Source organism: Streptomyces sp. NPDC050842 (assembly GCF_044456565.1).
Taxonomy (GTDB): domain Bacteria; phylum Actinomycetota; class Actinomycetes; order Streptomycetales; family Streptomycetaceae; genus Streptomyces.
In genome coordinates this window covers 806,212-828,130 of sequence record NZ_JBITGA010000003.1, presented here as the reverse complement: position 1 = coordinate 828,130, position 21,919 = coordinate 806,212, and the positions used below count along the sequence as shown (strand labels likewise).

General features: G+C 73.7%; 20 protein-coding genes and 1 other RNA gene. 7 read left to right on the top strand and 14 right to left on the bottom strand.

Annotation, left to right across the window (positions count from 1 at the left end; genetic code table 11):
• Nucleotides 1–40 precede the first annotated feature (40 nt).
• The 4 genes from ACIBG6_RS12920 to ACIBG6_RS12905 all read right to left on the bottom strand — a co-directional run bounded on the left by ACIBG6_RS12920 (nucleotide 41) and on the right by ACIBG6_RS12905 (nucleotide 4,901).
• Nucleotides 41–1,165, bottom strand: a complete 1,125-nt coding sequence (locus ACIBG6_RS12920) for a ketoacyl-ACP synthase III family protein (RefSeq protein WP_399222625.1) — start codon at nucleotides 1,163–1,165, stop codon at nucleotides 41–43.
• 47 nt (nucleotides 1,166–1,212) lie between these two features.
• Entirely contained in the window at nucleotides 1,213–2,706 is a 1,494-nt protein-coding gene (locus ACIBG6_RS12915; RefSeq protein WP_399222624.1) for an MFS transporter, read from the bottom strand.
• A gap of 243 nt (nucleotides 2,707–2,949) precedes the next feature.
• Complete coding sequence (locus tag ACIBG6_RS12910) at nucleotides 2,950–3,624, bottom strand: response regulator (protein ID WP_399222622.1); 675 nt, start codon at nucleotides 3,622–3,624, stop codon at nucleotides 2,950–2,952.
• The gene (locus ACIBG6_RS12905) at nucleotides 3,621–4,901 is read right to left on the bottom strand and encodes a histidine kinase (RefSeq protein WP_399222621.1); all 1,281 of its coding nucleotides are present in this window, start codon (nucleotides 4,899–4,901) and stop codon (nucleotides 3,621–3,623) included. Before ACIBG6_RS12905 ends, ACIBG6_RS12910 begins: the two co-directional genes overlap by 4 nt.
• A gap of 169 nt (nucleotides 4,902–5,070) precedes the next feature.
• Here ACIBG6_RS12905 and ACIBG6_RS12900 point away from each other — a divergent pair, with 169 nt between their 5' ends.
• Complete coding sequence (locus tag ACIBG6_RS12900; RefSeq protein ID WP_399222620.1) at nucleotides 5,071–6,228, top strand: serine hydrolase domain-containing protein; 1,158 nt, start codon at nucleotides 5,071–5,073, stop codon at nucleotides 6,226–6,228.
• Nucleotides 6,229–6,327: 99 nt separating this feature from the next.
• On the opposite strand, the gene rnpB is transcribed toward ACIBG6_RS12900, so the two are convergent.
• Nucleotides 6,328–6,726: RNase P RNA component class A (rnpB, locus tag ACIBG6_RS12895), an RNA gene on the bottom strand.
• A gap of 78 nt (nucleotides 6,727–6,804) precedes the next feature.
• Between rnpB and ACIBG6_RS12890 the strand changes: the two genes are divergently transcribed.
• Both ACIBG6_RS12890 and ACIBG6_RS12885 read left to right on the top strand, forming a co-directional pair.
• Nucleotides 6,805–7,563: a MerR family transcriptional regulator gene (locus ACIBG6_RS12890; protein WP_399222619.1), complete on the top strand. Its 759-nt coding sequence runs from the start codon at nucleotides 6,805–6,807 to the stop codon at nucleotides 7,561–7,563.
• The gene (locus tag ACIBG6_RS12885; RefSeq protein WP_399222618.1) at nucleotides 7,560–8,411 is read left to right on the top strand and encodes a hypothetical protein; all 852 of its coding nucleotides are present in this window, start codon (nucleotides 7,560–7,562) and stop codon (nucleotides 8,409–8,411) included. The genes ACIBG6_RS12890 and ACIBG6_RS12885 overlap by 4 nt, the downstream gene beginning before the upstream one ends.
• Here the strand turns inward: ACIBG6_RS12885 and ACIBG6_RS12880 are convergent.
• Nucleotides 8,356–9,798, bottom strand: a complete 1,443-nt coding sequence (locus tag ACIBG6_RS12880) for an RNB domain-containing ribonuclease (RefSeq protein ID WP_399222616.1) — start codon at nucleotides 9,796–9,798, stop codon at nucleotides 8,356–8,358. The genes ACIBG6_RS12885 and ACIBG6_RS12880 overlap by 56 nt on opposite strands.
• Before the next feature lie 95 nt (nucleotides 9,799–9,893).
• Between ACIBG6_RS12880 and yaaA the strand changes: the two genes are divergently transcribed.
• Both yaaA and eda read left to right on the top strand, forming a co-directional pair.
• Nucleotides 9,894–10,661: a peroxide stress protein YaaA gene (gene yaaA, locus ACIBG6_RS12875; protein WP_399222615.1), complete on the top strand. Its 768-nt coding sequence runs from the start codon at nucleotides 9,894–9,896 to the stop codon at nucleotides 10,659–10,661.
• 66 nt (nucleotides 10,662–10,727) lie between these two features.
• Nucleotides 10,728–11,366 (top strand): bifunctional 4-hydroxy-2-oxoglutarate aldolase/2-dehydro-3-deoxy-phosphogluconate aldolase, encoded by a 639-nt coding sequence (gene eda / locus ACIBG6_RS12870; protein ID WP_399222614.1) that lies wholly within the window; start codon nucleotides 10,728–10,730, stop codon nucleotides 11,364–11,366.
• On the opposite strand, the gene ACIBG6_RS12865 is transcribed toward eda, so the two are convergent.
• The 5 genes from ACIBG6_RS12865 to ACIBG6_RS12845 form a co-directional block, all read right to left on the bottom strand.
• Nucleotides 11,356–12,168 carry a GNAT family N-acetyltransferase gene (locus ACIBG6_RS12865; RefSeq protein WP_399222613.1) on the bottom strand — a complete coding sequence of 271 codons (813 nt, stop codon included), beginning with the start codon at nucleotides 12,166–12,168 and terminating at the stop codon, nucleotides 11,356–11,358. The two genes, eda and ACIBG6_RS12865, sit on opposite strands and share 11 nt — an antisense overlap.
• Before the next feature lie 63 nt (nucleotides 12,169–12,231).
• The gene (locus ACIBG6_RS12860) at nucleotides 12,232–13,872 is read right to left on the bottom strand and encodes a bifunctional RNase H/acid phosphatase (protein WP_399222612.1); all 1,641 of its coding nucleotides are present in this window, start codon (nucleotides 13,870–13,872) and stop codon (nucleotides 12,232–12,234) included.
• Nucleotides 13,872–14,612, bottom strand: a complete 741-nt coding sequence (locus ACIBG6_RS12855; RefSeq protein ID WP_399222701.1) for a zinc ribbon domain-containing protein — start codon at nucleotides 14,610–14,612, stop codon at nucleotides 13,872–13,874. The genes ACIBG6_RS12860 and ACIBG6_RS12855 overlap by 1 nt, the downstream gene beginning before the upstream one ends.
• Entirely contained in the window at nucleotides 14,609–15,439 is an 831-nt protein-coding gene (locus tag ACIBG6_RS12850; RefSeq protein WP_399222611.1) for a Nif3-like dinuclear metal center hexameric protein, read from the bottom strand. Before ACIBG6_RS12850 ends, ACIBG6_RS12855 begins: the two co-directional genes overlap by 4 nt.
• 62 nt (nucleotides 15,440–15,501) lie before the next feature.
• Complete coding sequence (locus ACIBG6_RS12845; protein WP_399222610.1) at nucleotides 15,502–16,551, bottom strand: ABC transporter substrate-binding protein; 1,050 nt, start codon at nucleotides 16,549–16,551, stop codon at nucleotides 15,502–15,504.
• 227 nt (nucleotides 16,552–16,778) lie between these two features.
• Here ACIBG6_RS12845 and ACIBG6_RS12840 point away from each other — a divergent pair, with 227 nt between their 5' ends.
• On the top strand, nucleotides 16,779–17,927 hold the full coding sequence (locus ACIBG6_RS12840) for a hypothetical protein (protein ID WP_399222608.1): 1,149 nt from the start codon (nucleotides 16,779–16,781) through the stop codon (nucleotides 17,925–17,927).
• A gap of 25 nt (nucleotides 17,928–17,952) precedes the next feature.
• Here ACIBG6_RS12840 and ACIBG6_RS12835 read toward each other — a convergent pair whose 3' ends face one another.
• Nucleotides 17,953–19,053 (bottom strand): Gfo/Idh/MocA family protein, encoded by a 1,101-nt coding sequence (locus tag ACIBG6_RS12835; protein WP_399222607.1) that lies wholly within the window; start codon nucleotides 19,051–19,053, stop codon nucleotides 17,953–17,955.
• A gap of 79 nt (nucleotides 19,054–19,132) precedes the next feature.
• On the opposite strand from ACIBG6_RS12835, the gene ACIBG6_RS12830 reads away from it, so the two are divergent.
• Nucleotides 19,133–19,537, top strand: coding sequence for a winged helix-turn-helix transcriptional regulator (locus ACIBG6_RS12830; protein WP_399222606.1), 405 nt, complete (start codon nucleotides 19,133–19,135; stop codon nucleotides 19,535–19,537).
• A gap of 304 nt (nucleotides 19,538–19,841) precedes the next feature.
• Here the strand turns inward: ACIBG6_RS12830 and ACIBG6_RS12825 are convergent, their stop codons facing one another.
• Both ACIBG6_RS12825 and ACIBG6_RS12820 read right to left on the bottom strand, forming a co-directional pair.
• Nucleotides 19,842–20,783 carry a 3-oxoacyl-ACP reductase gene (locus ACIBG6_RS12825; protein ID WP_399222605.1) on the bottom strand — a complete coding sequence of 314 codons (942 nt, stop codon included), beginning with the start codon at nucleotides 20,781–20,783 and terminating at the stop codon, nucleotides 19,842–19,844.
• A gap of 36 nt (nucleotides 20,784–20,819) precedes the next feature.
• The gene (locus tag ACIBG6_RS12820) at nucleotides 20,820–21,896 is read right to left on the bottom strand and encodes a Zn-dependent alcohol dehydrogenase (RefSeq protein ID WP_399222603.1); all 1,077 of its coding nucleotides are present in this window, start codon (nucleotides 21,894–21,896) and stop codon (nucleotides 20,820–20,822) included.
• Between the last annotated feature and the right edge of the window lie 23 nt (nucleotides 21,897–21,919).

The following is a 21,919-nucleotide window of genomic DNA, read 5'->3' as shown; positions in this document are numbered from 1 at the left end:
AGCGCCTCGGCGGCTCCTCGTACGACGCGTACGACTCGGGTCACTTCTGGTGTCCTTCCACAGGGGCGGATACGAACGGGGCGGGGGCGGCCGGCGGAGCCGGCGGGGCGGCGGATCCCCCGGGGTCGGCGGCCGGCGGCACCGGCGGGGTCTCGATGACCCGGACGACGGCGCAGGACCACGTGAAGCCGGCCCCGACGCCGGCGAGCAGGACGTGCTCGCCGGGCCGGAGGGCGCCCGTGGCGGCGAGGTGCGCGAGGGCCGCGAACTGGTCGGCGGCGCCCAGGTGGCCGACCGTGCGGCCCCAGTCGAAGACGGTGCGCTCCTCGGGGATGCCGAAGGGCTGGAAGAAGGCGGCGTCCAGGCGGCGCCACCCCAGGTTCGGCAGGACGAAGCGGTCGATCCGGTCCAGGGTCACGTCGGCCTCGGCGAGCGCCCGCTTGAGGGCGGCGCGCTGTCCGGCGGCGACGCGGGCGACGGTGAACGACATGCCCGCCCCGCCGACGTAGGCCCGCTTGTGGCGTTCCATGTCGACGACGGGGTGCCGGCCGAACGGCGCCGCGCCGAACGGGTCGTCGCCCCGGTGCATGCCCTCCAGGTCGGAGTCGGCGACGGTGGCGAGGCTCAGCAGCCGGGCGAACCCGGTGCGCCGGGAGAGGACGAGGGCGGCCCCGGCGTCGCCGTACAGGGTGCCCGGGTCGGAGCGCCACCGGTCGAAGGCGGGTTCGCAGAACCGGTCTCCGGCCGTGAGCAGCGCCGCCGACCGGGTGTCGCCGCCGAGCAGGTATCCGGCGGCCAGGTCGAGCGCGGCCATGCCCCCGTTGGACATCTGCCGCACCTCCAGGGCGGGGCCCTCGCCGCACGGCACCTCGCGCTGGATGTACGAGGCGGGCGGCCACAGGTCGTGGCCCTGGTAGTGCACGGTGGCGTGCAGCAGCAGGTCGATGTCCGCGGGGCCGAGCCCGGCGTGGGCCATGGCCCGGCGGCCGGCCGTGACGGCGAGCACCGGTCCGGGCTCGGACGCGGACACCGCGACGCTGTCCATCCGCATCTGCCGGGCGGTGCGCTCGTCGATCCGCCCTTCGGCGACGGCGTCGCGCACCCGGCGGGTTGCCGGGACGCTGCTGCCGACCCCGGCGATGAAGACGTCGCGTTCGTACCTCAACTGGGTCCCTCCACAGGGATGCTCGGGCTGTGTACGGGGGCGGTCGGTCAGCCCCGCGCGCCCACCGGCTCCTCGACGGGACGCTCCACCGGCAGTCCGGAGGCCTTGACCTCGCTCACGCCCTGACCGCCGGAGGTCGCGTTCTCCTTCCGCCCGTCGAGCCGGAGCGACCAGACGGCCGCGCAGGCGACGGCGGCCGCGCCGATCCAGAGGGCGGTGACCATGCCGTCGACGAAGGTGTGCGGGTCGGTGTAGCCGCCGTGGGAGGCGAAGACCGCGGCGAGGACGGCCACTCCGAAGACGCCGCCGAGCTCCCGGATGGTGTTGTTGACGCCGGAGGCGATGCCTTCCTCCTCACGGCGTACCGCGCCGAGCGCCAGGTTGGCGGCGGGCCCGAAGTACAGCCCCATGCCGAGGCCGTTGAGGACGAAGGCGGGAAGCAGCGTCAGGAACCCGGAGGTCTCCGTCACGGTGGCGGCGATGAGCGCGAGGCCCGCGGCCTGGAGCACCATGCCGGCGATGACGATGGGCTTGCCGCCGATCTTGTCGGAGAGGATGCCGCCGATGGGCGCGGCGATGAGCGTCATGCCGGTCCAGGCGAGCAGCCGGACGCCGGCGCCGAGCGGCGAGGCGCCCTGGACGGTCTGCACGTACTGGGTGACCAGGAAGATCGACCCGAACATGCCGAAGTACATGAGGAGCGAGACGCCGTTGATGGCGTTGAAGCCGCGGTTGCGGAAGAGGGCGAGCGGCATCATCGGGTACGGGGTACGGCTCTCCCACACCAGGAAGGCGACAAGAGCGAGAACACCGACGGCGAAGCTCCCGAGGACCCGGAGGCTGGTCCAGCCGGCGGCGTTGCCCTCGACGAGGCCGAAGACGAGGCCGAGCATGCCGACGCTGGCGAGGACGGTGCCGGCCAGGTCGAGCGGCTTGCGCTCGCCGTGGCTCTCGGCGAGCCAGCCGGGCGCGAGGGCGAGCAGGGCGATGCCGATCGGCACGTTGATCCAGAAGATCCACTGCCAGGACAGGTAGTTGATGACGACACCGCCGACGACGGGCCCGAGCGCGACCGCGAGTCCGCCGACCGCGCCCCAGATGCCGAGCGCGGCTCCGCGCTTCTCCGGCGGGTACGCGGCCGACAGGAGGGTCAGCGTGAGGGGCAGGACGATCGCGGCGCCGATGCCCTGCACTCCGCGCCCGGCGATGAGCAGCCCCATGCCGGGGGCGAGCGCGGACATCACGGAGCCGGCGGTGAAGACGGCGATGCCGAGGGTGAAGAGCCGCTTGCGCCCGAACCGGTCGGCGACGACGGCGGCGGACAGCAGGAGCACGGCGAAGACCAGGGTGAAGGAGTTGACCGTCCACTCCAGGGCGCTGAGGCTCGCGTGCAGGCTGTCCCGGAGCTCGGGAAGCGCGGTGGTGACGACCAGGTTGTCCAGGGACACCATGAACACGGCGACCGCGGCGACGGCCGCGGTCCGTCCCGGATGGCCGTGTGTCACCTCGGACCCTGTGGGCGGTACGTCGATGGAGGCCATCGTGGGAACCCTCTCCTTCTTCACAACGTCGACTGCTGCCGTGAAGAAAGGTCACCCCGGGCGATAGCGCACCACTGGAGACCTTCTGAAGCGTGCCGGGGCGTGGTCCGGAGGCGGGTCCCTCATGGGGGAACCACACGAAGCGGCCCCGCCCCCGGAGTGCGCGAGAGCCGCCCCTCCGGTCCCCCGGGGTGGGGAATCAGAGGGGCGGTTCCGGTGCGGTTCCCGACGACGTTCCGGGGCTCAGCCGGCGAACCCCGGTACCACCAGGCCGGATTCGTACGCGATCACCACCGCGTGGGTCCGGTTCTGTGCGCCGAGCTTGGTCAGCACGTTCCCGACGTGCGTCTTCACCGTCTCCAGGCTCACCGTGAGCGACTCCGCGATCTCCGGGTTGGACAGGCCGGTGGCCATCAGCCGCAGCACCTCCTCCTCCCGCCCCGTCAGCGCCGCCCTCGGCAGGGCCTCGGCGGAGTGCAGCGGTCGGGGTGCGACCATCCGGCGCAGGGTCGTCGGGAAGAGGATCGCCTCCCCCGCCGCCACCACCCGCACCGCCTCCGCGATCTGCCGGACCGGAAGCCGCTTCAGCACGAACCCGCTGGCGCCCGCGCTGAGCGCGGCGGTGACGTGGTCGTCGTTCTCGAAGGTGGTGATCACCACGACCTTCGGCGGTTCGGCCGACCCGGCGAGGAGGTGCCGGGTGGCCTCGATCCCGTTGCGGCGCGGCATCCGTACGTCCATCAGGACCACGTCCGGGCGCAGCCGCCGTGCCTGTTCGACCGCCTCGACGCCGTCGGCGGCCTCGCCGACCACCGCGAGCCCCGGCTGTGCCGCGAGCAAGGTGCGCAGACCGCTGCGGGTGACCTCGTCGTCGTCCGCGATCAGGAGGGTGACGGGTGTGCTGCCGGTGCCGGTCATGGCGTCAACCGTACGGGGAGCCGGACGGCCAACCGCCAGTGCCGCGGCCCGTCCTGGCCCGCGTCGATCTCGCCGTGCAGAAGTCGCACGCGCTCGGCGAGGCCGGGCAGGCCGTGCCCGGACGTGGGGAAGGCGCCCGGCCCCGTGCTCGTACGCGGCCCGTCCCCGGTCCGGTTGACCACACCGAGCTCCAGCCGGTCCGGCGCGGCCGCCACGCGGACCTCGATCGGACCGCCCGCTCCGTGCCGCATCGCGTTCGTCAGCCCCTCCTGCAGGATCCGGTAGGCCGCGCGGGAGAGCGTCCCCCGCACCTGCGCCGGGTCCCCCGACAGCTCCAGCTCCACCACCGCGCCCGTGTGCCGCAACCGGTCGAGCAGCTCGGGCAGATCGGCCAGGGTGCGGGTCGGCGCCGTCTCGGCCTCTCGTTCGCGCAGGACGCCGAGCACGTAGTCCAGGTCCTCCAGCGCGGCCCGGGACGACTCCTCGATGCTGCGCAGGGCGGCCCGCGCCGCCACCGGGTCGGCGGAGAGCACCTCGCCCGCCACCGCCGCCTGGATCGTGGTCGTCGTGAGCGTGTGCCCGATCGAGTCGTGCAGTTCGTGGGCCAGTCGGTTCCGTTCGGCCAGCCGCAGTTCCCTCTCGGCCGCCAGCGCGAGCCGCTCGGCCGAGGACGGCCCGAGCAGCCGGGGCGCCGACCAGCGCAGGGCCTTCGTCACCACCACGCACACGCTCGCCGCGAGCAGCAGGCAGCCGAGCGCGACCGCCCAGCTCTGCCAGCCGCCCTCCACCCGTACCGTCCGGCCGAACAGGCTCAGCCCCACCTCGGCGTCGAGCCAACCCCCCGGAAGGGTCAGGCCCGCGAAGAGCAGCACGCCGCTCGCCAGTGCTCCCGTCCATCCGAGCGCCACGTGCAGCAGCAGCCAGAGAGGAGTCCGCCAGCGGTCGACGCGGGACGGCACGGCGGCGGCCGGCCCGTCGCCGGGCCGGCTCGTGGGCGTACGTACGGCGACAGGCTCGGGCAACGACACCCTCAGCAGCCTGCGCGCGGACACGACCAGCACCCGCCGCGTGGTGCGCGCGAGACCGACCAGGCCGATCAGTGCCGCCCAGCCGAGCAGGACCACGACAATCTGCACGCCCTCGGGAGCGGAGCGCCACGCCAGCGCCGGCAGCAGCGCGAAGGACAGCAGGGGAAGGCTCGCCAGGACGGCGCCGTAGGCGAACAGCGCACCCGAGTACGTGGAGCGGCGCAGCAGCGGCCGAAGTCCCTTGATCATGATCGGCCAGTATGTACGGGCGGCACACGCGCGGCCTCCCCCGATCGGGGGAGCACGTTCTCCCGCTTTCCCGCGATGCGCGCCGGAGCCCAGGAATCCATGATCGTGCCCTGCCCGGTCGACGGGCGGCTCATCCGACAGCACCCCACGATTCCCCTGGAGTTGACTCATGCGTGAGCAGACCTGGCACGGGCCCCGTACCTCCACGACGCGGCGCCGCGGAGTGCTGGCGGCCGCGGCCGCGGTGGCCGTCGCCGTCATGACCACGGGCGCCCTGGCTCCGCCCACGGCATCCGCCGCCCGGCCGGACACCGTCCAGCAGGGCCTGAACGGACTGGTGCGCGACGGCCGACCCGCCGCGCTGGCGACCGTCCAGGGCCCTGACGGCCGCACCCGCACGTACACCGCGGGCGTCGGCGACCTGGCCACCGGTGCGAAGGTGCCGAGGGACGGCCAGGTGCGGATGGGCAGCAACACCAAGACGTTCGTCGCGGTCGTCGTGCTGCAACTGGTCGGCGAGGGGAAGATCGCCCTCGACGCCTCCGTCGACACCTACCTCCCGGGCCTCGTACGCGGGAAGGGCAACGACGGCCGCCGCATCACCGTCCGTCAGCTCCTGCAGCACACCAGCGGGCTTCCCGAGTACGGGGCGCACATCAGCGACGACGAGATTGCGCACCGGTACTTCGAGCCTCGCGACCTCGTCGACATCGCCCTCAAGTACAAGGCCGAGTTCGCGCCCGGGACGAAGTGGAGCTACAGCAACACGAACTACGTCCTGGCCGGCCTCATCGTCCAGAAGGTCACCGGCCGCCCCCTCGCCGAGGAGATCGACCGGCGCGTCGTCCAGCACATCGGGCTGCGCCACACCTACTTCCCCGCCCCCGGCGACAGGACCATCAGGGAACCTCACCCGAAGGGCTACCGCGTGATGCCGGCGGGCGAGCCGCTGCGCGAGTACACCGAGATCGACCCGTCGGCAGGCTGGGCGGCGGGCCAGATGATCTCCACCAACTCCGACCTCAACCGCTTCTTCACCGCGCTCCTCGACGGCGGCCTCCTCCCGGCCGCCCAGCTCGCCCAGATGCGCACCACCGTCCCGGTCGGCGACACCGGCGCCCACTACGGCCTGGGCCTCATGAGCAGGAAGCTGTCGTGCGGCGGCGTCTACTGGGGCCACGGTGGCGACATCGTGGGATACGAGACCCGCGGCGGAGCGACCGACGACGGCTACGCCGCGAACATCGCGGTGACGAGCATCCCGGCCGACATCTCGGGCACGAGGCGCGTCGAAACCGTCGTGGACACGGCCCTCTGCCGCCGCTGACGCCGCCTCGCGCCGGGGATCGGTCGCCGGTGGCCGGTACACGAGAAGGGCCCCTGACCAGTCATCAACCTGATCAGGGGCCCTCCCCACGCGGGCCGACAGACGAGTCGGGCTGTACGCCGGGTTCTGTGCCCCGGGACCTCGCGGTCGTCGGGGCGACGGCCATCCATCTAGGACCGGCGTTGCCGCCGGCCTCCTGCGGTCTACCCGCGGACTCGGGCGAGCAGCCCTCGAACATCCGCGCAGGGACACCGGAGTGTCCCCTCTTGACCTTGCTCCGGGTGGGGTTTACCTAGCCGCCTGAGTCACCTCAGGCGCTGGTGGTCTCTTACACCACCGTTTCACCCTTACCGAGGGCCGAAGCCCCCGGCGGTCTGTTTTCTGTGGCACTGTCCCGCGGGTCACCCCGGGTGGCCGTTAGCCACCACCCTGCTCTGTGGAGCCCGGACGTTCCTCGGGAAGATCCGAGGATCTCCACGCGGCCGCCCGCCCGGCTCGTCTGCCGTGCCGACCATGCTACCCGCCGCGACGGAGCCCGCTTGACCTTGTCGCAGCGTCAGGGTTTCTACTGATCGCATGCGTATCGGCGAGATCGCCGCGCTCGTCGGGGTCACCCCGCGGGCCGTGCGGCACTACCACCAGTCGGGGCTGCTGCCCGAGCCCGCGCGGCGGGCCAACGGGTACCGGGAGTACGGGATCCGGGACGCCGTGCTGCTCGCCCGGATCCGGCGGCTGACCGAGCTGGGGCTCGGCCTCGACGAGGTGCGCGGGGTGCTCGCGGACGACGAGGGGCGCGGGCTCGTGGAGGTGCTCCGGGAGCTGGAGGAGGACCTCGCCCGGCAGGAGGCGGTCATCCGGGAGCGGCGGGAGCGGCTCGCCGCGCTGCTCGACCGGGCGCGGGACGGGCTGCTGCCGGCCGAGGGGCCCGTGTCGGCGGAGTTCGGCGAGCTGCTTGCCGGGCTCGGCCCGGTAGCCGACTCGCCCATGGCGGCGAAGGACCGCGAGATCCTCGCCCTGCTCGACACCGTCGTGCCGGAGGAGGAGCGGGCCAAGCTGGTCGGTCTGCTGCAGGGGGCCACCGCGTACGCGCACGAGGTGTACGCACGCCTCGACGCCCTCGCCGGGGCGGAGCCCGACGACCCGCGGGTGGCCGAGGCCGCCCGGGTGCTCGCCGCCTGTCTGCCGGACGAGGCGGGCGTGGAGCTGCCCGGCGAGGGGGCGGGCGGGCTCGCGGACGTGTTCTTCGGCGACCTCGCGCCCGCCCAGTCCGCCGCCGTCCGCCTCGCGCTGCGGCTCGTCCAGGAGCGACAGGACCCACAGGAGGGTGACCGATGACCGGCGACACACGTGAGCGTGCAGGGATCGTCCGCATCCTGCGGCTCGTCGCGTACACCGCGCTGCCCGCAGAGGTCGTCCTCGCCGTCTGTCTCGTCGCCGGGGTACGGATACCCGGCGCCGTCCTCGCCGTCACCGAGGTGGTGACCGTGACCCTCCTGACGGTCGCCGGGCTCGTCTTCCTCCGGCTGCGGCGGCGCGGGCTCTCCGCCCGGGAGGCCGTCGCCGAGCTCGTGCCCGAGGCCGTGCTGCGGCTCGTCGGGCACGAGCTGCGGCTGATGACGAGCCTGGTGCGGTGGGTCGCGCGCCGGCCGCACGGCGTCGACGGCGCGGACGGCGTCTTCCCGCACGCCCGCGACCAGGCCGCGCTGATGTACGGCTTCGCCTTCGTCTGCCTCGTCGAGACCGTCGGCATGTCGTACCTGCTCGCCGACTGGCCCGTCGTCCACGCGGTCGTCCTCGTCCTCGACGTCTACACCGTGCTGTTCGTGCTGGGCCTGCACGCGGCTTCCGCGACCCGGCCGCACGTCCTGACCGGCGACGTCCTGCGGCTGCGGCAGGCGGCCCACGTCGACGTACCCGTACCGCTCGGCCTGATCGCCTCCGTCCGCCGCGAGTCGCTGTTCTCGCACGAGAAGACCGACGGCGAGCTGAATCTCGCCGTCGGATCGCAGACCTCCGTGACGATCGAGCTGACCGAGCCGGTCGACGCGCCCCGGCTGCTCGGCGCGCCCCGGCCCGTACGGATCGTGCGGGTCCACGCCGACGACCCGAAGACCCTGGCCGACGCCCTCACGCGGGCGCGAACAGCACCTTCGCCGACCCCGGGTCCGCCGCCGCGAGCCTGACCCGCAGCCACTCCCCCAGCGGCAGGTGGGAGGTGCCGCCCTCGATCCGGGCGACGACCGCCGGGTCCTCCAGGTGGACGGTGCCGACGGCCGGTTCGCGCTCCTTCACGTCGATCACGTACGCGTCGAAGACCTCGCCGACCCGTTCCTTCAGGAGCGCCGCCTCGACGATGTCGACGCTCTCGCGCTCGACGGTGTTGGCGCGGCGCGTGCCCGCCGCCATCTCGTCGGGGAGCGTGGGCAGCGCGGCGCGTACCCACTCGGGCGGTTCGTTCCCCGCGACCGCCGCCAGGCACAGCTCGCCCGCGTACCGGTCGACGAGCCTGCGCAGCGGGGCCGTGCAGTGCGTGTACTCGTCGGCGACGGCGGCGTGCACGGCCGGGGTGGGGATGTGGCCGTCGGTGAAGACGGTGTACCCGGCGCCGCGCAGGAGGGTGGTGCACTCCTGGAGGAAGGCGGCGTGGCGCGGGTTCGTGGGGTCGGCGGACCGGACGACGTCCGCGTACGAGACGTGGTGCGGCCAGTCGACGCCCAGCGCCCGCGCGGAGCGGCGCAGCCGGGCGACCGCGCCGTCGGGGGCCGTGGGCAGGGTGCGGAGGATGCCGGTGCCGGCGGCGGTCATGAGGTCGGCGGCGGCCATGCCGGTGAGCAGGGAGATCTGGGCGTTCCAGCCGTCGACGGGGAGCGGCGCCCGGTAGGCGAGGGAGTACGTGTGGTCGGTCTCGACGATCTCCTGCTCGGGGACGCTGAGGGAGATCCCGCCGCGTTCGCCTTCGAGGGCCTCGCGGAGCCGTCCGACCTCGCGGAGGAGGGTGAGGGGTTCCTCGGCCGTGCCGGCGTTGATCTGCCGCTGCACGCCCGCGTAGTCGAGCTTGGCGCGGCTGCGGACGAGGGCGCGGCGCACGTCGGTGGCGACCCTGCGCCCTTCGGCGTCGAGGTCGATGCGCCAGAGCAGCGCGGGGCGGGGTTCGCCGGGGAGGAGGCTGGCGGCGCCTTCGGAGAGGGCGGTGGGGTGGAGGGGGACCTTGCCGTCGGGGAAGTAGAGGGTGAGGGCCCGCCGGTGGGCCTCGGCGTCGAGCGCGGAGCCGGGTGCGACGAAGGCGGCGACGTCGGCGATGGCGTAGTGGACGCGGTAGCCGCCGTCGGACCGCCGGGCCAGGTGCATGGCCTGGTCGAGGTCGGTGGAGGTCGGCGGGTCGATCGTGAGGAACGGCAGATCGGTGGCGTCGTACGCGGGGAGCCGCGGGGCCTTCGCGGCGGCCTCGGCCTCGGCGAGGACGGCGGGCGGGAAGGCGTCGGGGATCGCGAGCTCGGTACGGAGTGCGCGCAGGGCGGCCCGCAGCGGAGCCTCGGCTGCGCCGGTCACGTGGATGTGGCGGCGTGGCATGGGTCGAGCCTATGGCTCGGGGTAGGGCCCGGCACCTCGTAGGCTGGACGGCCGGGGCCGCACCCCCATCCCCGTCCGTACGAAGGAGAACCACCGTGCTCGTGCTGTTGCCGCCCTCCGAAGGCAAGGCCTCCTCGGGGCGCGGGGCGCCGCTCAAGCCGGAGTCGCTGTCCCTGCCGGGGCTCGCGGAGGCGCGGGCCGCGGTCCTGGACGAGCTGGTCGAGCTGTGCGTCACCGACGAGGAGAAGGCGCGGGAGGTCCTCGGGCTGAGCGAGGGGCTGCGCGGCGAGGTCGCGAAGAACGTCGAGCTGCGGACGGCGGGCGCGCGTCCCGCGGGCGAGATCTACACAGGCGTGCTGTATGACGCCCTGGGTCTGGCGACCCTGGACGCGGCGGCCCGGAAGCGCGCGGGGCGGTCCCTGCTCGTGTTCTCGGGGCTGTGGGGCGCGGTGAGGGTGACCGACCGGATTCCGTCGTACCGCTGCTCGATGGGGATCAAGCTGCCGGGGCTCGGCGCGCTGGGCGCGCACTGGCGGGGCGCGATGGCGTCCGTGCTGCCGGAGGCGGCCGGGGACGGGCTCGTCCTGGACCTGCGCTCGTCGGCGTACGCGTCGGCGTGGAAGCCGAAGGGGGAGGTGGCGGCGCGGACGGCGACGGTGCGGGTGCTGCACGCGCCGACCCGGAAGGTGGTCAGCCACTTCAACAAGGCGACGAAGGGCCGGATCGTGCGGAGCCTCCTGGAGGCGGGCGCGGTGCCGGGTTCGCCGGAGGAGCTGGCCGTGGCGCTGCGGGATCTGACGTACGTGGTGGAGGAGGGCGGCAAGGCGGGGGCGCTCGACGTCCTGGTGGACGAGATCCACTAGATCTTCCCATTGCATCCTGCGCAACGGTCGTTGCGTGTCACGCTCGCCCTGGGCACGATGAGGCCCATGACGAGCGTGTTCGACCTTGCCCCGACGTCCCCCGTCGTCCCCGTCGTGGTGATCGAGGACGCCGCCGACGCCGTCCCGCTCGCCCGCGCCCTCGTCGCCGGCGGGCTGCCGCTGATCGAGGTCACCCTCCGCACCGCCGCCGCGCTCGACGCCCTCCGGGCGATCGCGGCCGAGGTGCCGGAAGCGGTCGTCGGCGCGGGCACGGTCGTCTCGGCGGCCGGGGTCGCGGACGCGGTCGGCGCCGGGGCCCGGTTCCTGGTGAGCCCCGGGTGGACCGACCGGCTCCTCGACGCGCTGCGGGAGCCGGGCGTGCCCTTCCTGCCGGGCGTCTCGACGGCCTCGGAGGTCGTGGCGCTGCTCGAACGCGGCGTGGAGGACATGAAGTTCTTCCCGGCGGAGGCGGCGGGCGGCGTCCCGTATCTGAAGTCCCTCGCGGGCCCGCTCCCGCAGGCCCGCTTCTGTCCGACGGGCGGCATCTCCCTCGCCTCCGCGCCCGCCTACCTGTCCCTCCCGAACGTCGGCTGCGTCGGCGGTACGTGGATGCTGCCGCCCGACGCCCTCGCGGCCCGCGACTGGGCCCGGGTCGAGGCCCTCGCGCGCGGTGCGGCGGCGCTCCGGGTCCCTGTCAGCGGCTGAGGCCGGTGAACTCGATCCCCAGGTGATCCGTCACCGGGCGGTAGCCGAGCCGCTGGTAGAGGGCGTTGCTGGTGGGGTTGGCGAGGTCCGTGAAGAGGAGGACCTGTGCGGCGCCGCCGTCCCGCGCGGCCCGGCTGACCGCCTCGGTGGCACCGGCCGCGTAACCGCGTCCGCGCTCGGCGGGCGGGGTGTAGACGAGGTGGACGCGGGCCTGGCCCTCGATCGTGGGCGAGACGCACGCCATCGACACCGGGCGGCCGTCGGGGGCCTCCCAGAGGACGAGCCGGCCGTCGGAGACCCGGTCGGTAACGGGCCCCGTGAAGTCCTGGTCCGGACTCGGCTTCTCCCCGATGTCCCGGGCGAACTCCCACGCCCAGGCGGCGGTGAGCGGGATGTCCGCCGAGGTGGCGACGCGGGCGCGGCCGGCCGGGGCCGGGTCCGGCGGGACGAGCTCGCCGAGCCGGAAGAGCCGCATGCGGCCCGTCGGCGTCCACGGGAGGCCGGTGGCGTCCGCGAAGGCCTCGACGGCCGCGGTCTCCCCGCGTACGGCCGTCGGCTCCTCGCCGGCCGGGAAGGCGAGGGCGCGGGCGGCTTCCACCGTCACGGCCCCGAAGACCGGCGTGTGCGACGGGGACACCGCGAGCACCCCGGTGACCCGCCCGTCGGCCTCGGCCCACCAGCCGAGCCGCCCGGCGGAGTCCATGAGGGTGAGCACGGCGGTGTTACGGGCGGCCTCGGCGGCCAGAAGCCCGCCCGCGGCGGCGCGGAAGGCGGCGGCGTCCTCGGTGAAGTACCACGTCATGGAAGGTGATGGTGGTACGCCACCGGGGACGGGGTCCAGCCTTTTACGGCCGCCCGCCGCGGCTCAGCGCAGGTGCGAGGTGTCGTTGAGGAGCCGTACGGACGCGTTGCCGTCGGCGTAGTAGGCCACCGCCGAGATCGAGGCCGCCGACAGCTCCATCCGGAACAGCGACTCCGGCGGGGCGCCGAGCGCGAGCCGGACCAGGGTCTTGATCGGGGTGACGTGGGTGACGAGGAGGACGGTACGGCCCGTGTGGGCGGCGGTCAGCCGGTCCCGGGCGGCGGCGACGCGCCGGGCGACGGCCGCGAAGCTCTCGCCCCCGCCGGTCGGCGCGGCCTTCGGGGAGGCCAGCCAGGCGTCGAGGTCGTCCGGGTGGCGCTCGCGGACCTCGCCGAAGGTGAGGCCCTCCCAGGCGCCGAAGTCGGTCTCGCGCAGCCCCCGGTCGACGTGGACGTCGAGCCCGAGGCGGGCGGCGACGGCGGCGGCGGTCTGACGGCAGCGGGTGAGGGGCGAGCTGACGATCTCCTGGATGGTGCCGCGCGCGGCGAGCGCCTCGGCGACGGCCTCGGCCTGGCGCAGCCCGGCCGCCGACAGCTCGGGGTCGGTGCCGCCGCTCCCCGAGAACCGCTTCTCGGGCGTGAGCGCGGTCTCGCCGTGCCGCAGCAGCACGAACGTCGCCGGTGCCCCCATGTCGGGCCCGGCGGACCAGCCCTGCCGGGGGGCGGCGGGTGCGGTGGCCTTCGGCTGCGCGGGGGCGGCGGTGCCGGACAGGGCGGGCGCGCCCGCGGGCGCCTGCGCCGCGTCCCCGGTGGCCTGCGGCTGGAGCTGCGGCTGCGGGGCAGTGGCCGTTCCGGGCGTCGTGGCCGGGTCGGTGACCGGCGCGTGGACGCGCGCGGCGCGGCCGGTCGGCGCCGTCGCGCCCGCCTCGGCCTCGAAGTCTCCGGAGGCCGCGGAGTCGCCCGGGCTTCCCAGGGGCGCGACGGCCTGCTCGACGGCGAACAGGCCGTCGTCCGGCTCGTCGTCCGGGGCCGGCACCCCCGGCGCGGTGTTCGGCCAGACGCCCGTTCCCTTTCCCGTGCCCGTCCCCGTTCCCGTGCCCGACACGGCACCGACTCCGGCGGACGTCGGCGTCCCGCCCGGCCGCGGCGCCAGGGCCGCGCGGGCGCGCGCCGCGCCCGCGGCGGCGTCGCCGGGCGGGCCGGACGGCGGCGGGGTCGCGGCGTTGCGGGCGGCGCCGGCGTCCAGCGCGGCCGTCGAGCCGGAGGGCTCCCACTGGCGGCCCTGCTTGCCCGCGTCCATCGCCTCGTTGGCGAGCCGGTCCGCGTGCTTGTTCAGCTCGCGCGGGATCCACTCGTAGCGGACCCGGCCCACGGGGAAGACGCGGCCCGCCTCGGCGGCCAGCGGCTTCATGTCCGGGTGCTTGATCTTCCAGCGGCCGGACATCTGCTCGACGACCAGCTTGGAGTCCATGCGGACGTGGACGGTGGCGTCCGGGAAGAGCGCCCGGGCCGCCGTGAGCCCCGCCACCAGGCCCTTGTACTCGGCGACGTTGTTCGTCGCCACGCCGATGTACTCGGCCGCCTCCGCGAGCGTCTCGCCCGTCACGGGGTCCAGGACGACCGCCCCGTAACCGGCGGGCCCCGGGTTGCCCCGGGAACCCCCGTCGGCCTCGACGATCACCTCACGCGAAGACGGAGACGGCATTACAGACCGGACTCCGAGGTGCGGACCAGGATCCGGCGGCAGTTCTCGCACCGGACGACGGCGTCGCGGGCGGCGGCCCGGACGTCGTTCAGCTCGGTGATGTTGAGCTCGATGTGGCAGCCCTCGCACTTGCGCTGGTACAGCCGCGCCGCGCCGACACCGCCCTGCTGCTCGCGCAGCTTCTCGTACAGCTTGAGCAGGTCGGCCGGGACGGAGCCCGCGACGAGCTCGCGCTCCTTGGCGACGGACGCGGCCTCGGCGTCCAGCTCGCCCTGGGCGGCGTCGCGCCGGGCGGTGGCGTCGTCGGTCTTGGACTGGACGGCGGAGACCCGCTCGGTCAGCTCGGCGACGCGCTCCTGGGCGGACTCGCGGCGCTCCATGACCTCCAGGACGATCTCTTCCAGATCGCCCTGGCGCTTGGCGAGGGAGACGATCTCGCGCTGGAGGTTCTCCAGGTCACGCGGGGAGGCGGCGCCGGAATCGAGCCGCTGCTGGTCGCGGGCGGCGCGCTGGCGGACCAGGTCGACGTCCTGCTCGGACTTGGTCTGCTCGCGGCCGCAGTCGCTCTCCTCGGTCTGCGCGGCGACGAGCAGGTCGCGCAGCTGCGTGAGGTCCTTGGCCAGCGACTCGATCTCGGCGTGCTCGGGGAGCGACTTCCGCTTGTGGGCGAGCTGCTGGAGTCGGACGTCCAGGGCCTGGACGTCGAGGAGGCGGATCTGGTCGGCGGGCGCGGCGTTCAGTTGGGGGCTCCAGGGGAGGTGTGGTGGGAGGACCAGGGGTCGGTGACCGTCTTCGAGACGTGGACGCGGAGGTCCCAGCCGTGGCGGTCGGAAATCGCGTCGAGCTGGGCGGCGGCCTGCTCGCACCAGGGCCATTCGGTGGCCCAGTGGGCGGCGTCGACCAGGCCCAGTGGCCCGGACGATGTCACGTGTTGGGTGGCCTCGGAGGCCGGGTGGTGGCGCAGGTCGGCGGTGAGGAAGGCGTCGACGCCCGCGGCCCGTACGGCGTCGAAGAGGCTGTCGCCGGAGCCGCCGCTGACCGCGACGCGGCGGACGGTCATGCCGGGGTCGCCTGCGACCCGGATGCCCTGCGCGGTGGCGGGCAGCCGCTTCGCGGCGCGGGCCGCGAACTCGGCGAGGGTCTCGGGGTGGTCGAGCTCGCAGATCCGGCCCAGGTTGTTCTCGGGCACGAGGGGGCCGGTGACGCGGAGGTCGAGCGCGCCGGCGAGGGCGTCGGAGACGCCGGGCTCGGCGGTGTCGGCGTTGGTGTGCGCGACGTGGAGGGCGACGTCGTGCTTGATGAGGTCGTGCACGACGCGGCCCTTGAAGTGGCCGGCCGCGACCGTCGTCGTACCGCGCAGGTAGAGCGGGTGGTGGGTGACGAGCAGGTCGGCGCCGAGGGCGATCGCCTCGTCGGCGATCTCCTGGACGGGGTCGACGGCGAACAGGACGCGGGTGACCTCGGCGTCGGGGTCGCCGCAGACGGTGCCGACGGCGTCCCACTGCTCGGCGCGCTGGGGCGGCCAGAGGGCGTCGAGCGCGGCGATGACTTCAGACAGACGGGGCACGGAGGAAAGGCTACCTGTCCTCCGTGCCCCGCAGCCCGGGCGTACCCGCGTACCGCTTCGCGCTACTTCTTGACGAGGTCGGCGCGCAGGTCGTCGAGGACGCTGTTCGCCGCGGTCACGCCGAGGCCGAGGTACCAGGTCTCGTCCGGGACGTCCTTGGCCTGGCCGGCCTTGACGGCGGTCAGGTTCTTCCAGAGCGGGTTGCCCTGGGCGGCGTCCTTCTTGGTGGCCTTGGCGTCGCCGTAGACGCCGGTGAAGATCCAGTCGGCGTCGGCGTCGTCGATCTTCTCCGGGCTGATCTCGGCCGCGAGCTCGTCGATCTGCTGGTTCTTGGGCCGGGGCAGACCGGTGTCCTCCAGGATCGTGCCGATGAAGGAGGCCTTCGCGTAGAGGCGGATCTTGCCGGGGAGGTAGCGGACCATCGAGATGGTCGGCTTGTTCGGGCCGCTGGCCGCGCCGATGTCAGCCCCCAGCTGCTTCGCCTTCGTCTCGTACGCGGAGAGCTTCGTCTTCGCCTCGGCCGTCTTGTCGAGCGCGGCGGCGTTGAGGAGGTAGTTCTCCTTCCAGGTGAAGCCCGGGCGGATGGAGAAGACGGTCGGCGCGATCTTCGACAGCTCGTCGTACTTGTCGGCGGCGCGCAGCTGGCTGCCGAGGATGAGGTCGGGCTGGAGGTTGGCGATGGCCTCCAGGTTGAGGTTGTTGATGGTGCCGACGGACTTCGGGGTGCCCGCGTCCTTCTCGAGGTAGCCGGGGATGGCCTCGTCGCCCTCGGAGGGGGCGTAGCCGACGGGCTGGACGCCGAGGGAGACGACGTTGTCGAGCTCGCCGACGTCGAGGACGACGACCCGCTTGGGGGCGGCCTTCAGCTCGGTCGTGCCGAGGGCGTGGGTGAGCGTGCGCGGGAACTGGCCCGGCTTCGCGTCGGTCCCCATGGCCGCGGTCTTGGCGGCGGCGTCGCCGAAGTCCTTGCCGCCGGTGGCGACGTCCTTCTTCTTGGTCGCGTCCTCCTTCGCGGAGGCGTCGGACCCTCCGTCCCCTCCTCCGCAGGCCGCGAGGGAGAGCGCGGCGGCGAGGGCGACGGCGGCGGCGGTGCCGCGACGGCGGAAGGACATGAGAAGGCTCCTGATACGGGGATGCAGGGATTTCGGACGCGACCGACCGGAGTAAACAACTCCGCTTAGGCTCGCCTTACCTTACTCATCACCGGTCACTCCAGCACAGCCACCCCCTCCCCCTCAGCCGAACCGCCGGGCAATCACCCTTATGTGTGAAGTGACCGGGCTCGTGTTGTTCGGCAGGAAGTGCGAAAACTAGCTTCGTGGCCGGAGGTGACGAGTCGATGACAGCGTGTGCCATCGAGACGGCGGCCGAGGACGACGGCCGCGACAAGGACCCCACCGGGTCGGCCGGCTTCACGATCACGGCCAACGGCGCGTACGCGGCCAGGCTCGCGGGCGCCGGTGACGCCCTGTACGTGGAGCGGTGGACGCTCGACGGCCCCGAGCCGTACGCCGTCCCGCTCCCCCTCGGCCAGCCGGAGGAGCCGCACACCCGGCTGCTGCCCCTCGCGGACGGCCGGGTGCTCGTCGCCCGCCGCGTGGACGGGCGGAGGAACACGTTCTCGCTGCTCTACCCCACAGGACCGGCCACCGGGGAGCTCCAGCTCGGCGCGGTGGAGGCGCCCGGCTCCGAGCGGCTGGTCCTCCTGCCGGCCTCGCCGGACGGCATCTGCGCGTACGCGATGTGCGTCGGCCCCGACACGACGACGCTGTGGCTCGTCGCGGGCGGCGCCTTCGGCCCCGAGCAGGTCGCCGAGGTCGAGGGCCGCTGCTCGGGCGGGGTGTGGCTCGACCGTACGGGCCGGATGCTCGCGCTCGACCGGCGGCTGGACGACGGACCGGTGAAGGCCGTCACCGTCGACCTGGAGCGCGGCGGCGAGGTGACACCGCTGCTCCAGATCACCGAGGAGAGCGACGACCGGCTGCTCCTCGCCGACCCGGACAGCGGGCTGCTCCTCATCGGCTCCGACGCGCCGACGCCGGGGCGCGAGCGGCTCGGCTGGGGCGTGCTCGGCAGCCTGCTGCCGGTGCGGTTCCCGGAGTGCCTGCGGCTCGACGACGCGACGGTGACGCCGTTCGCGGTGCAGCCGGGGCAGGTCCTGATGCCGGAGAGCTGCTCGGTGGCGCTGCGGATCGACGCGGCGGGCGGCAGCTGGGTGGGGACCTGGGAGCCCTCGTCCCGCCGGCTGGTCCAGTCGGCCGCGCCCGTGGGCTGGCTGGCGGGCGCGGGCCTGTGGACGGCCGAGGGCGTGCTGCGGCTGCCGTACGCGACGGCCGGGGCGCCGTGCGGCCTCGCGGACCTGGAGACTCCGCCGGAGCCGGAGCCGGTGCCGGCGGTACGGGTCGAGGTGACCGCCGACGAGCCCCGGGTGTGCCGCCCGGTGCCGTTGCAGCAGGCACCACTGGCCGACCGCAAGCCCACGGGCTGATCCGGGACTCCGCACCGTCAGGCGTTCAGCCGAGCCGCTCCCGCCGGCCCGTCTCGGCGGACCGCTTGATCGCGTCGAGGAGGCGGTGCGTGCGGACCGCCGTGCCGAAGTCGGGGTCGAAGGGTTCGCCGGTACGGATCGCCCGCGCCAGATCCGCGTACACCTGGTGCACGTTGCTCACCGGCGACGGCGCCCCGCCCGCCGCCGGGAGGTAGCGCTCGGGCGGCGTGAGCGTCTCGACGGGGCCGCCGTCGGCCTTCGCGTGCGTGAGGACGAACTCGGGTCCGACCAGGGAGTCGTCGGTGGAGCGCAGGACGAGCCGGCCGGCCCGTCCGTGCACCTCGACACGGAAGCCGTCGCCCCGCGGTCCGCCCGTCATGAAGTGCGCGGAGGCCGCGGCGCCCGACTCCAGCAGGCCCGCCACCACGATCTGGTCCGGCGAGGTCACCTCGATCTCCTCGCCGGTCTCCTGGAGGGTGACCGTGCGGATCCGGGTCGTCAGGGACGCGGACAGCTCGGCGAAGTCGCCCACGATCGACCGGTACATGTCGAGGGAGTGGCCGCCGACGACCGCCACGTGGTTGACGCCCTTGGTGTGGTCGAACAGCGCCGTGTACCGCCGCGACCAGACCTCGGGCGCCGCGAGCGAGTAGGTGAGCGAGGTGGAGAGCATCTCGCCGACCGCGCCCTCGGCGAGCAGGTCGCGCAGATACCGGACCATCGGGTGGTGGCGGGACTGCAGCCCGACCGCGGCCTGGACCCCGGCCGCCTCCGCGCTCGTACGGAACCGCTCGGCGGTCGCCGCGTCGAGCGCCAGCGGCCACTCGCTGTACACGTGCTTGCCGGCCGCGATCGCCGCTTCCACCAGGCCGTCCCGCTGCGGGAGTTGTACGGCGATGGTGACCAGGTCGACCTCGGGGTGCTCCATCAGCTCCCGGGCGTCGTCGAAGGCGTACCGGGCCCCCCACACCTCGGCCGCCGCGCGTGCCGACTCCGGGCTCGTACCGGCGACCGCGGTGATCTCGTAGTCGTCCCGCGAGGCCGCCAGGGCCGGCAGGTGGATGGCGCGCCCCCAGCCACGCTCCGCGTGCGCCCCGACCACTCCGACCCGAATCCTGTCCGCCACGACGACTCCCCCTGCGATCTGTTCCGCTGACAGGGATCATGGTCTGGGACCATGGGCCGGAGCGGAAGGAGGCACATTCATGTCCCAGGGGAACACCGATGTGACCGTCCAGGTCGGCGCCGTGAAGGAGTGCGAAACTCCCGCCGCGGAGGCCGCCTGCTCGGTGCTCGACCTCCTCGGCAGGGTCAGCGGGAAATGGAGCATCGGCATCCTGCTGGTCACCACGCAGGGCCCGGCCCGCTTCACCGAACTGGAGCGGCAGCTCAAGGGCATCAGCCGCCGCATGCTGACACTGACCCTGCGCAACCTGGAGCGCGACGGCCTGCTGAACCGCACCGTCTTCCCGACGGTGCCGCCGAGGGTCGAGTACACGGCGACGCCGATGGCGCGGGAGCTGTACGACTCGCTGGTCGGCCTCGCCGGCTGGGCCGAGCGACACGTCGAGACGATCGACCGCGCCCGGGCCACGTACGACGGGACATGACGGACTCCGCGTCATTAAACTCATGGGTTGCACAGCAAGACCGAACGACCGATTCATACGGGGTGAGTTGCACCATGTCGGAAGCAAGCACGGAGGGTAAGGAGCCGCACGGCTCCGGAAGGCATCGCGGAGAGGCGTCACCGGCGGAGGACTCCACGTCCTCGCCGCACGGCCGCCACCGCCGCGAACCCGACGCGCACTGACCGAGTAGTCCAGCAGACGGTTCGGCATGATGAAGGGCCCCGGGTCTCCCCGGGGCCCTTCACCGTTCCCCACCTTCCCCCTGCTCCCCCTGCTCCCCGCGTCAGCCCTTCTTCAGGCCCAGTACCTCCGCCGCGGCGAAGGTCTCGCCCGCCGGGCGGGACGCGTAGTGGGGGGTCAGTACGGAGTCCAGTTCCTCGTACGTGAACGCCTCCTTGGCCGTGTCGAACTTGGCCGACACCCTGGGCCTGTCCACGACCGCCACCATCCCGCCGTGGACGACGAGCAGCTGGCCGTTGACCCCGGCCGCCGCCGGGGAGGCGAGGTAGCCGACGAGCGGCGCCACGTGCTCCGGGGACAGCGGGTCGAGCTCCCCCTCCCCCGGCTCGCCGAAGCCCGCGAACACGTCCTCCGTCATGCGGGTCCTGGCCCGCGGGCAGATCGCGTTGGCCGTGACCCCGTACCGGGCGAGCGCGAGCGCCGACGAGGTCGTCAGGCCCACGATGCCGCCCTTGGCCGCCGCGTAGTTGGGCTGGCCGGCCGAGCCGGCGAGGAAGGCCTCGGAGGAGGTGTTGACGATCCGGCCGTAGACGCCGGTCTCCCCCGCCTTGGAGCGGCCCCGCCAGTGCACCGCCGCGAAGTGGGTGGTGTTGAAGTGGCCCTTGAGGTGGACCCGTACGACGGAGTCCCACTCGTCCTCGCTCATCGAGAAGACCATCCGGTCGCGCAGGATGCCCGCGTTGTTGACCAGGACGTCCAGCTTCCCGAACTCGGCCACCGCCAGGTCGATCAGGCCCCGCGCCGTCTCGAAGTCGGAGACGTCGCCGAGGTGGGCGACCGCCCGGCCGCCCGCCGCGCGGATCTCCGCGGCGACCTCCTCGGCGGGCGCGGCGGAGGCGTCCCCGGAGCCGTCGCGGCCGGCCTGCCCGTAGTCGTTGACGACGACGGCCGCGCCGAGCCGGGCCAGTTCGAGCGCCTCGGCGCGGCCGAGGCCCCGTCCGGCGCCGGTGACGATCGCGCTCAAACCCTCAAGAGGGAGTGACATCTCGCAGAAGTCCTCTCAGATCTCGGATCTCGGGTCTCAGATCTCGATGCAGGTGCGGAGTGCCGTACCCGTACGCATCTGCTCCAGTGCCTCGTTGATCCCGGCCAGCGGCACCCGGTGGGTGATGAGCGACTCCAGGTCCACGCGGCCGGCCCGCCAGAGCGCGATGGTCCGCTCGTACGACGTGAGCACGTCCCCGCCGCCGTACATGGACGGCAGGATCTTCTTCTCGTCGAAGAACAGCTCGAACATGTTGAACTGGAGGAAGTCGTCGAGGGCGCCCGCGCCGACGACGCAGAGCGTGCCGCCGCGCCGGGTCGTCTCGTAGGCGGTGCGGGCGGTGGCGGACTTGCCGACGACCTCGAAGACGTAGTCGAAGCCCTCCCCGCCGGTGATCCGCTGCTTGGCGTCGGCGAGCGCGTCCGGGGCGACGGCCTCCGTGGCGCCGAAGCGCAGCGCGGCCTCGCGCCGGGACTCGACGGGGTCGACGGCGATGATCTGGGCGGCGCCCTGGAGCTTGGCGCCCTGGATCGTGGAGATGCCGACGCCGCCGCAGCCGATGACGGCGACCGACGAACCGGCCTCCACCTTCGCGGTGTTGATGGCCGCGCCGAGCCCCGTGGTGACGCCGCAGCCGATGAGGGCCGCGATGTCGAAGGGCACGTCGTCGGGGATGGGGACGGCGCAGCCCGCGGGGACGACGACCTCCTCGGTGAAGGTGCCGGTGCCGGCGAAGCCGAAGACGTCCCCGCCGGGGCGCTTGAAGTTGGGCGTGCCGGCGTTCATGAAGCCGGCCAGGCAGAGCTGCGTCTGGCCGCGCTTGCAGGCGGGACAGCTGCCGCAGGCGGGCAGCCAGCAGAGCAGGACGCGCTGCCCCGGGGTCAGGTGGCCGACGCCGTCGCCGATGTCGAGGATCTCGCCCGCGCCCTCGTGGCCGGGGATGAAGGGGGCGGGCTGCGGCAGGACGCCGCTCATCGCGGAGACGTCGGAGTGGCAGAGGCCGGTGGCCCGGACGCGGATCCGCACCTTGCCGGGGCCGAAGCCCACCGCCTCGACGTCGTCGAGGACTTCGAGTTTGTCCTGGCCGATCTCGTGCAGTACGGCTGCGCGCATGGTGCGGCTCCCCTCAGGAGTAC

Bases quoted from the DNA above. Each gene is read 5' to 3' on its own strand.
- ACIBG6_RS12915 (WP_399222624.1), bottom strand. From the start codon at position 2,706: ATGGCCTCCATCGACGTACCGCCCACAGGGTCCGAGGTGACACACGGC.
- ACIBG6_RS12910 (WP_399222622.1), bottom strand. From the start codon at position 3,624: ATGACCGGCACCGGCAGCACACCCGTCACCCTCCTGATCGCGGACGAC.
- ACIBG6_RS12905 (WP_399222621.1), bottom strand. From the start codon at position 4,901: ATGATCAAGGGACTTCGGCCGCTGCTGCGCCGCTCCACGTACTCGGGT.
- ACIBG6_RS12900 (WP_399222620.1), top strand. From the start codon at position 5,071: ATGCGTGAGCAGACCTGGCACGGGCCCCGTACCTCCACGACGCGGCGC.
- ACIBG6_RS12890 (WP_399222619.1), top strand. From the start codon at position 6,805: ATGCGTATCGGCGAGATCGCCGCGCTCGTCGGGGTCACCCCGCGGGCC.
- ACIBG6_RS12885 (WP_399222618.1), top strand. From the start codon at position 7,560: ATGACCGGCGACACACGTGAGCGTGCAGGGATCGTCCGCATCCTGCGG.
- ACIBG6_RS12880 (WP_399222616.1), bottom strand. From the start codon at position 9,798: ATGCCACGCCGCCACATCCACGTGACCGGCGCAGCCGAGGCTCCGCTG.
- eda (WP_399222614.1), top strand. From the start codon at position 10,728: ATGACGAGCGTGTTCGACCTTGCCCCGACGTCCCCCGTCGTCCCCGTC.
- ACIBG6_RS12865 (WP_399222613.1), bottom strand. From the start codon at position 12,168: ATGACGTGGTACTTCACCGAGGACGCCGCCGCCTTCCGCGCCGCCGCG.
- ACIBG6_RS12860 (WP_399222612.1), bottom strand. From the start codon at position 13,872: ATGCCGTCTCCGTCTTCGCGTGAGGTGATCGTCGAGGCCGACGGGGGT.
- ACIBG6_RS12845 (WP_399222610.1), bottom strand. From the start codon at position 16,551: ATGTCCTTCCGCCGTCGCGGCACCGCCGCCGCCGTCGCCCTCGCCGCC.
- ACIBG6_RS12840 (WP_399222608.1), top strand. From the start codon at position 16,779: ATGACAGCGTGTGCCATCGAGACGGCGGCCGAGGACGACGGCCGCGAC.
- ACIBG6_RS12830 (WP_399222606.1), top strand. From the start codon at position 19,133: ATGTCCCAGGGGAACACCGATGTGACCGTCCAGGTCGGCGCCGTGAAG.
- ACIBG6_RS12825 (WP_399222605.1), bottom strand. From the start codon at position 20,783: ATGTCACTCCCTCTTGAGGGTTTGAGCGCGATCGTCACCGGCGCCGGA.
- ACIBG6_RS12820 (WP_399222603.1), bottom strand. From the start codon at position 21,896: ATGCGCGCAGCCGTACTGCACGAGATCGGCCAGGACAAACTCGAAGTC.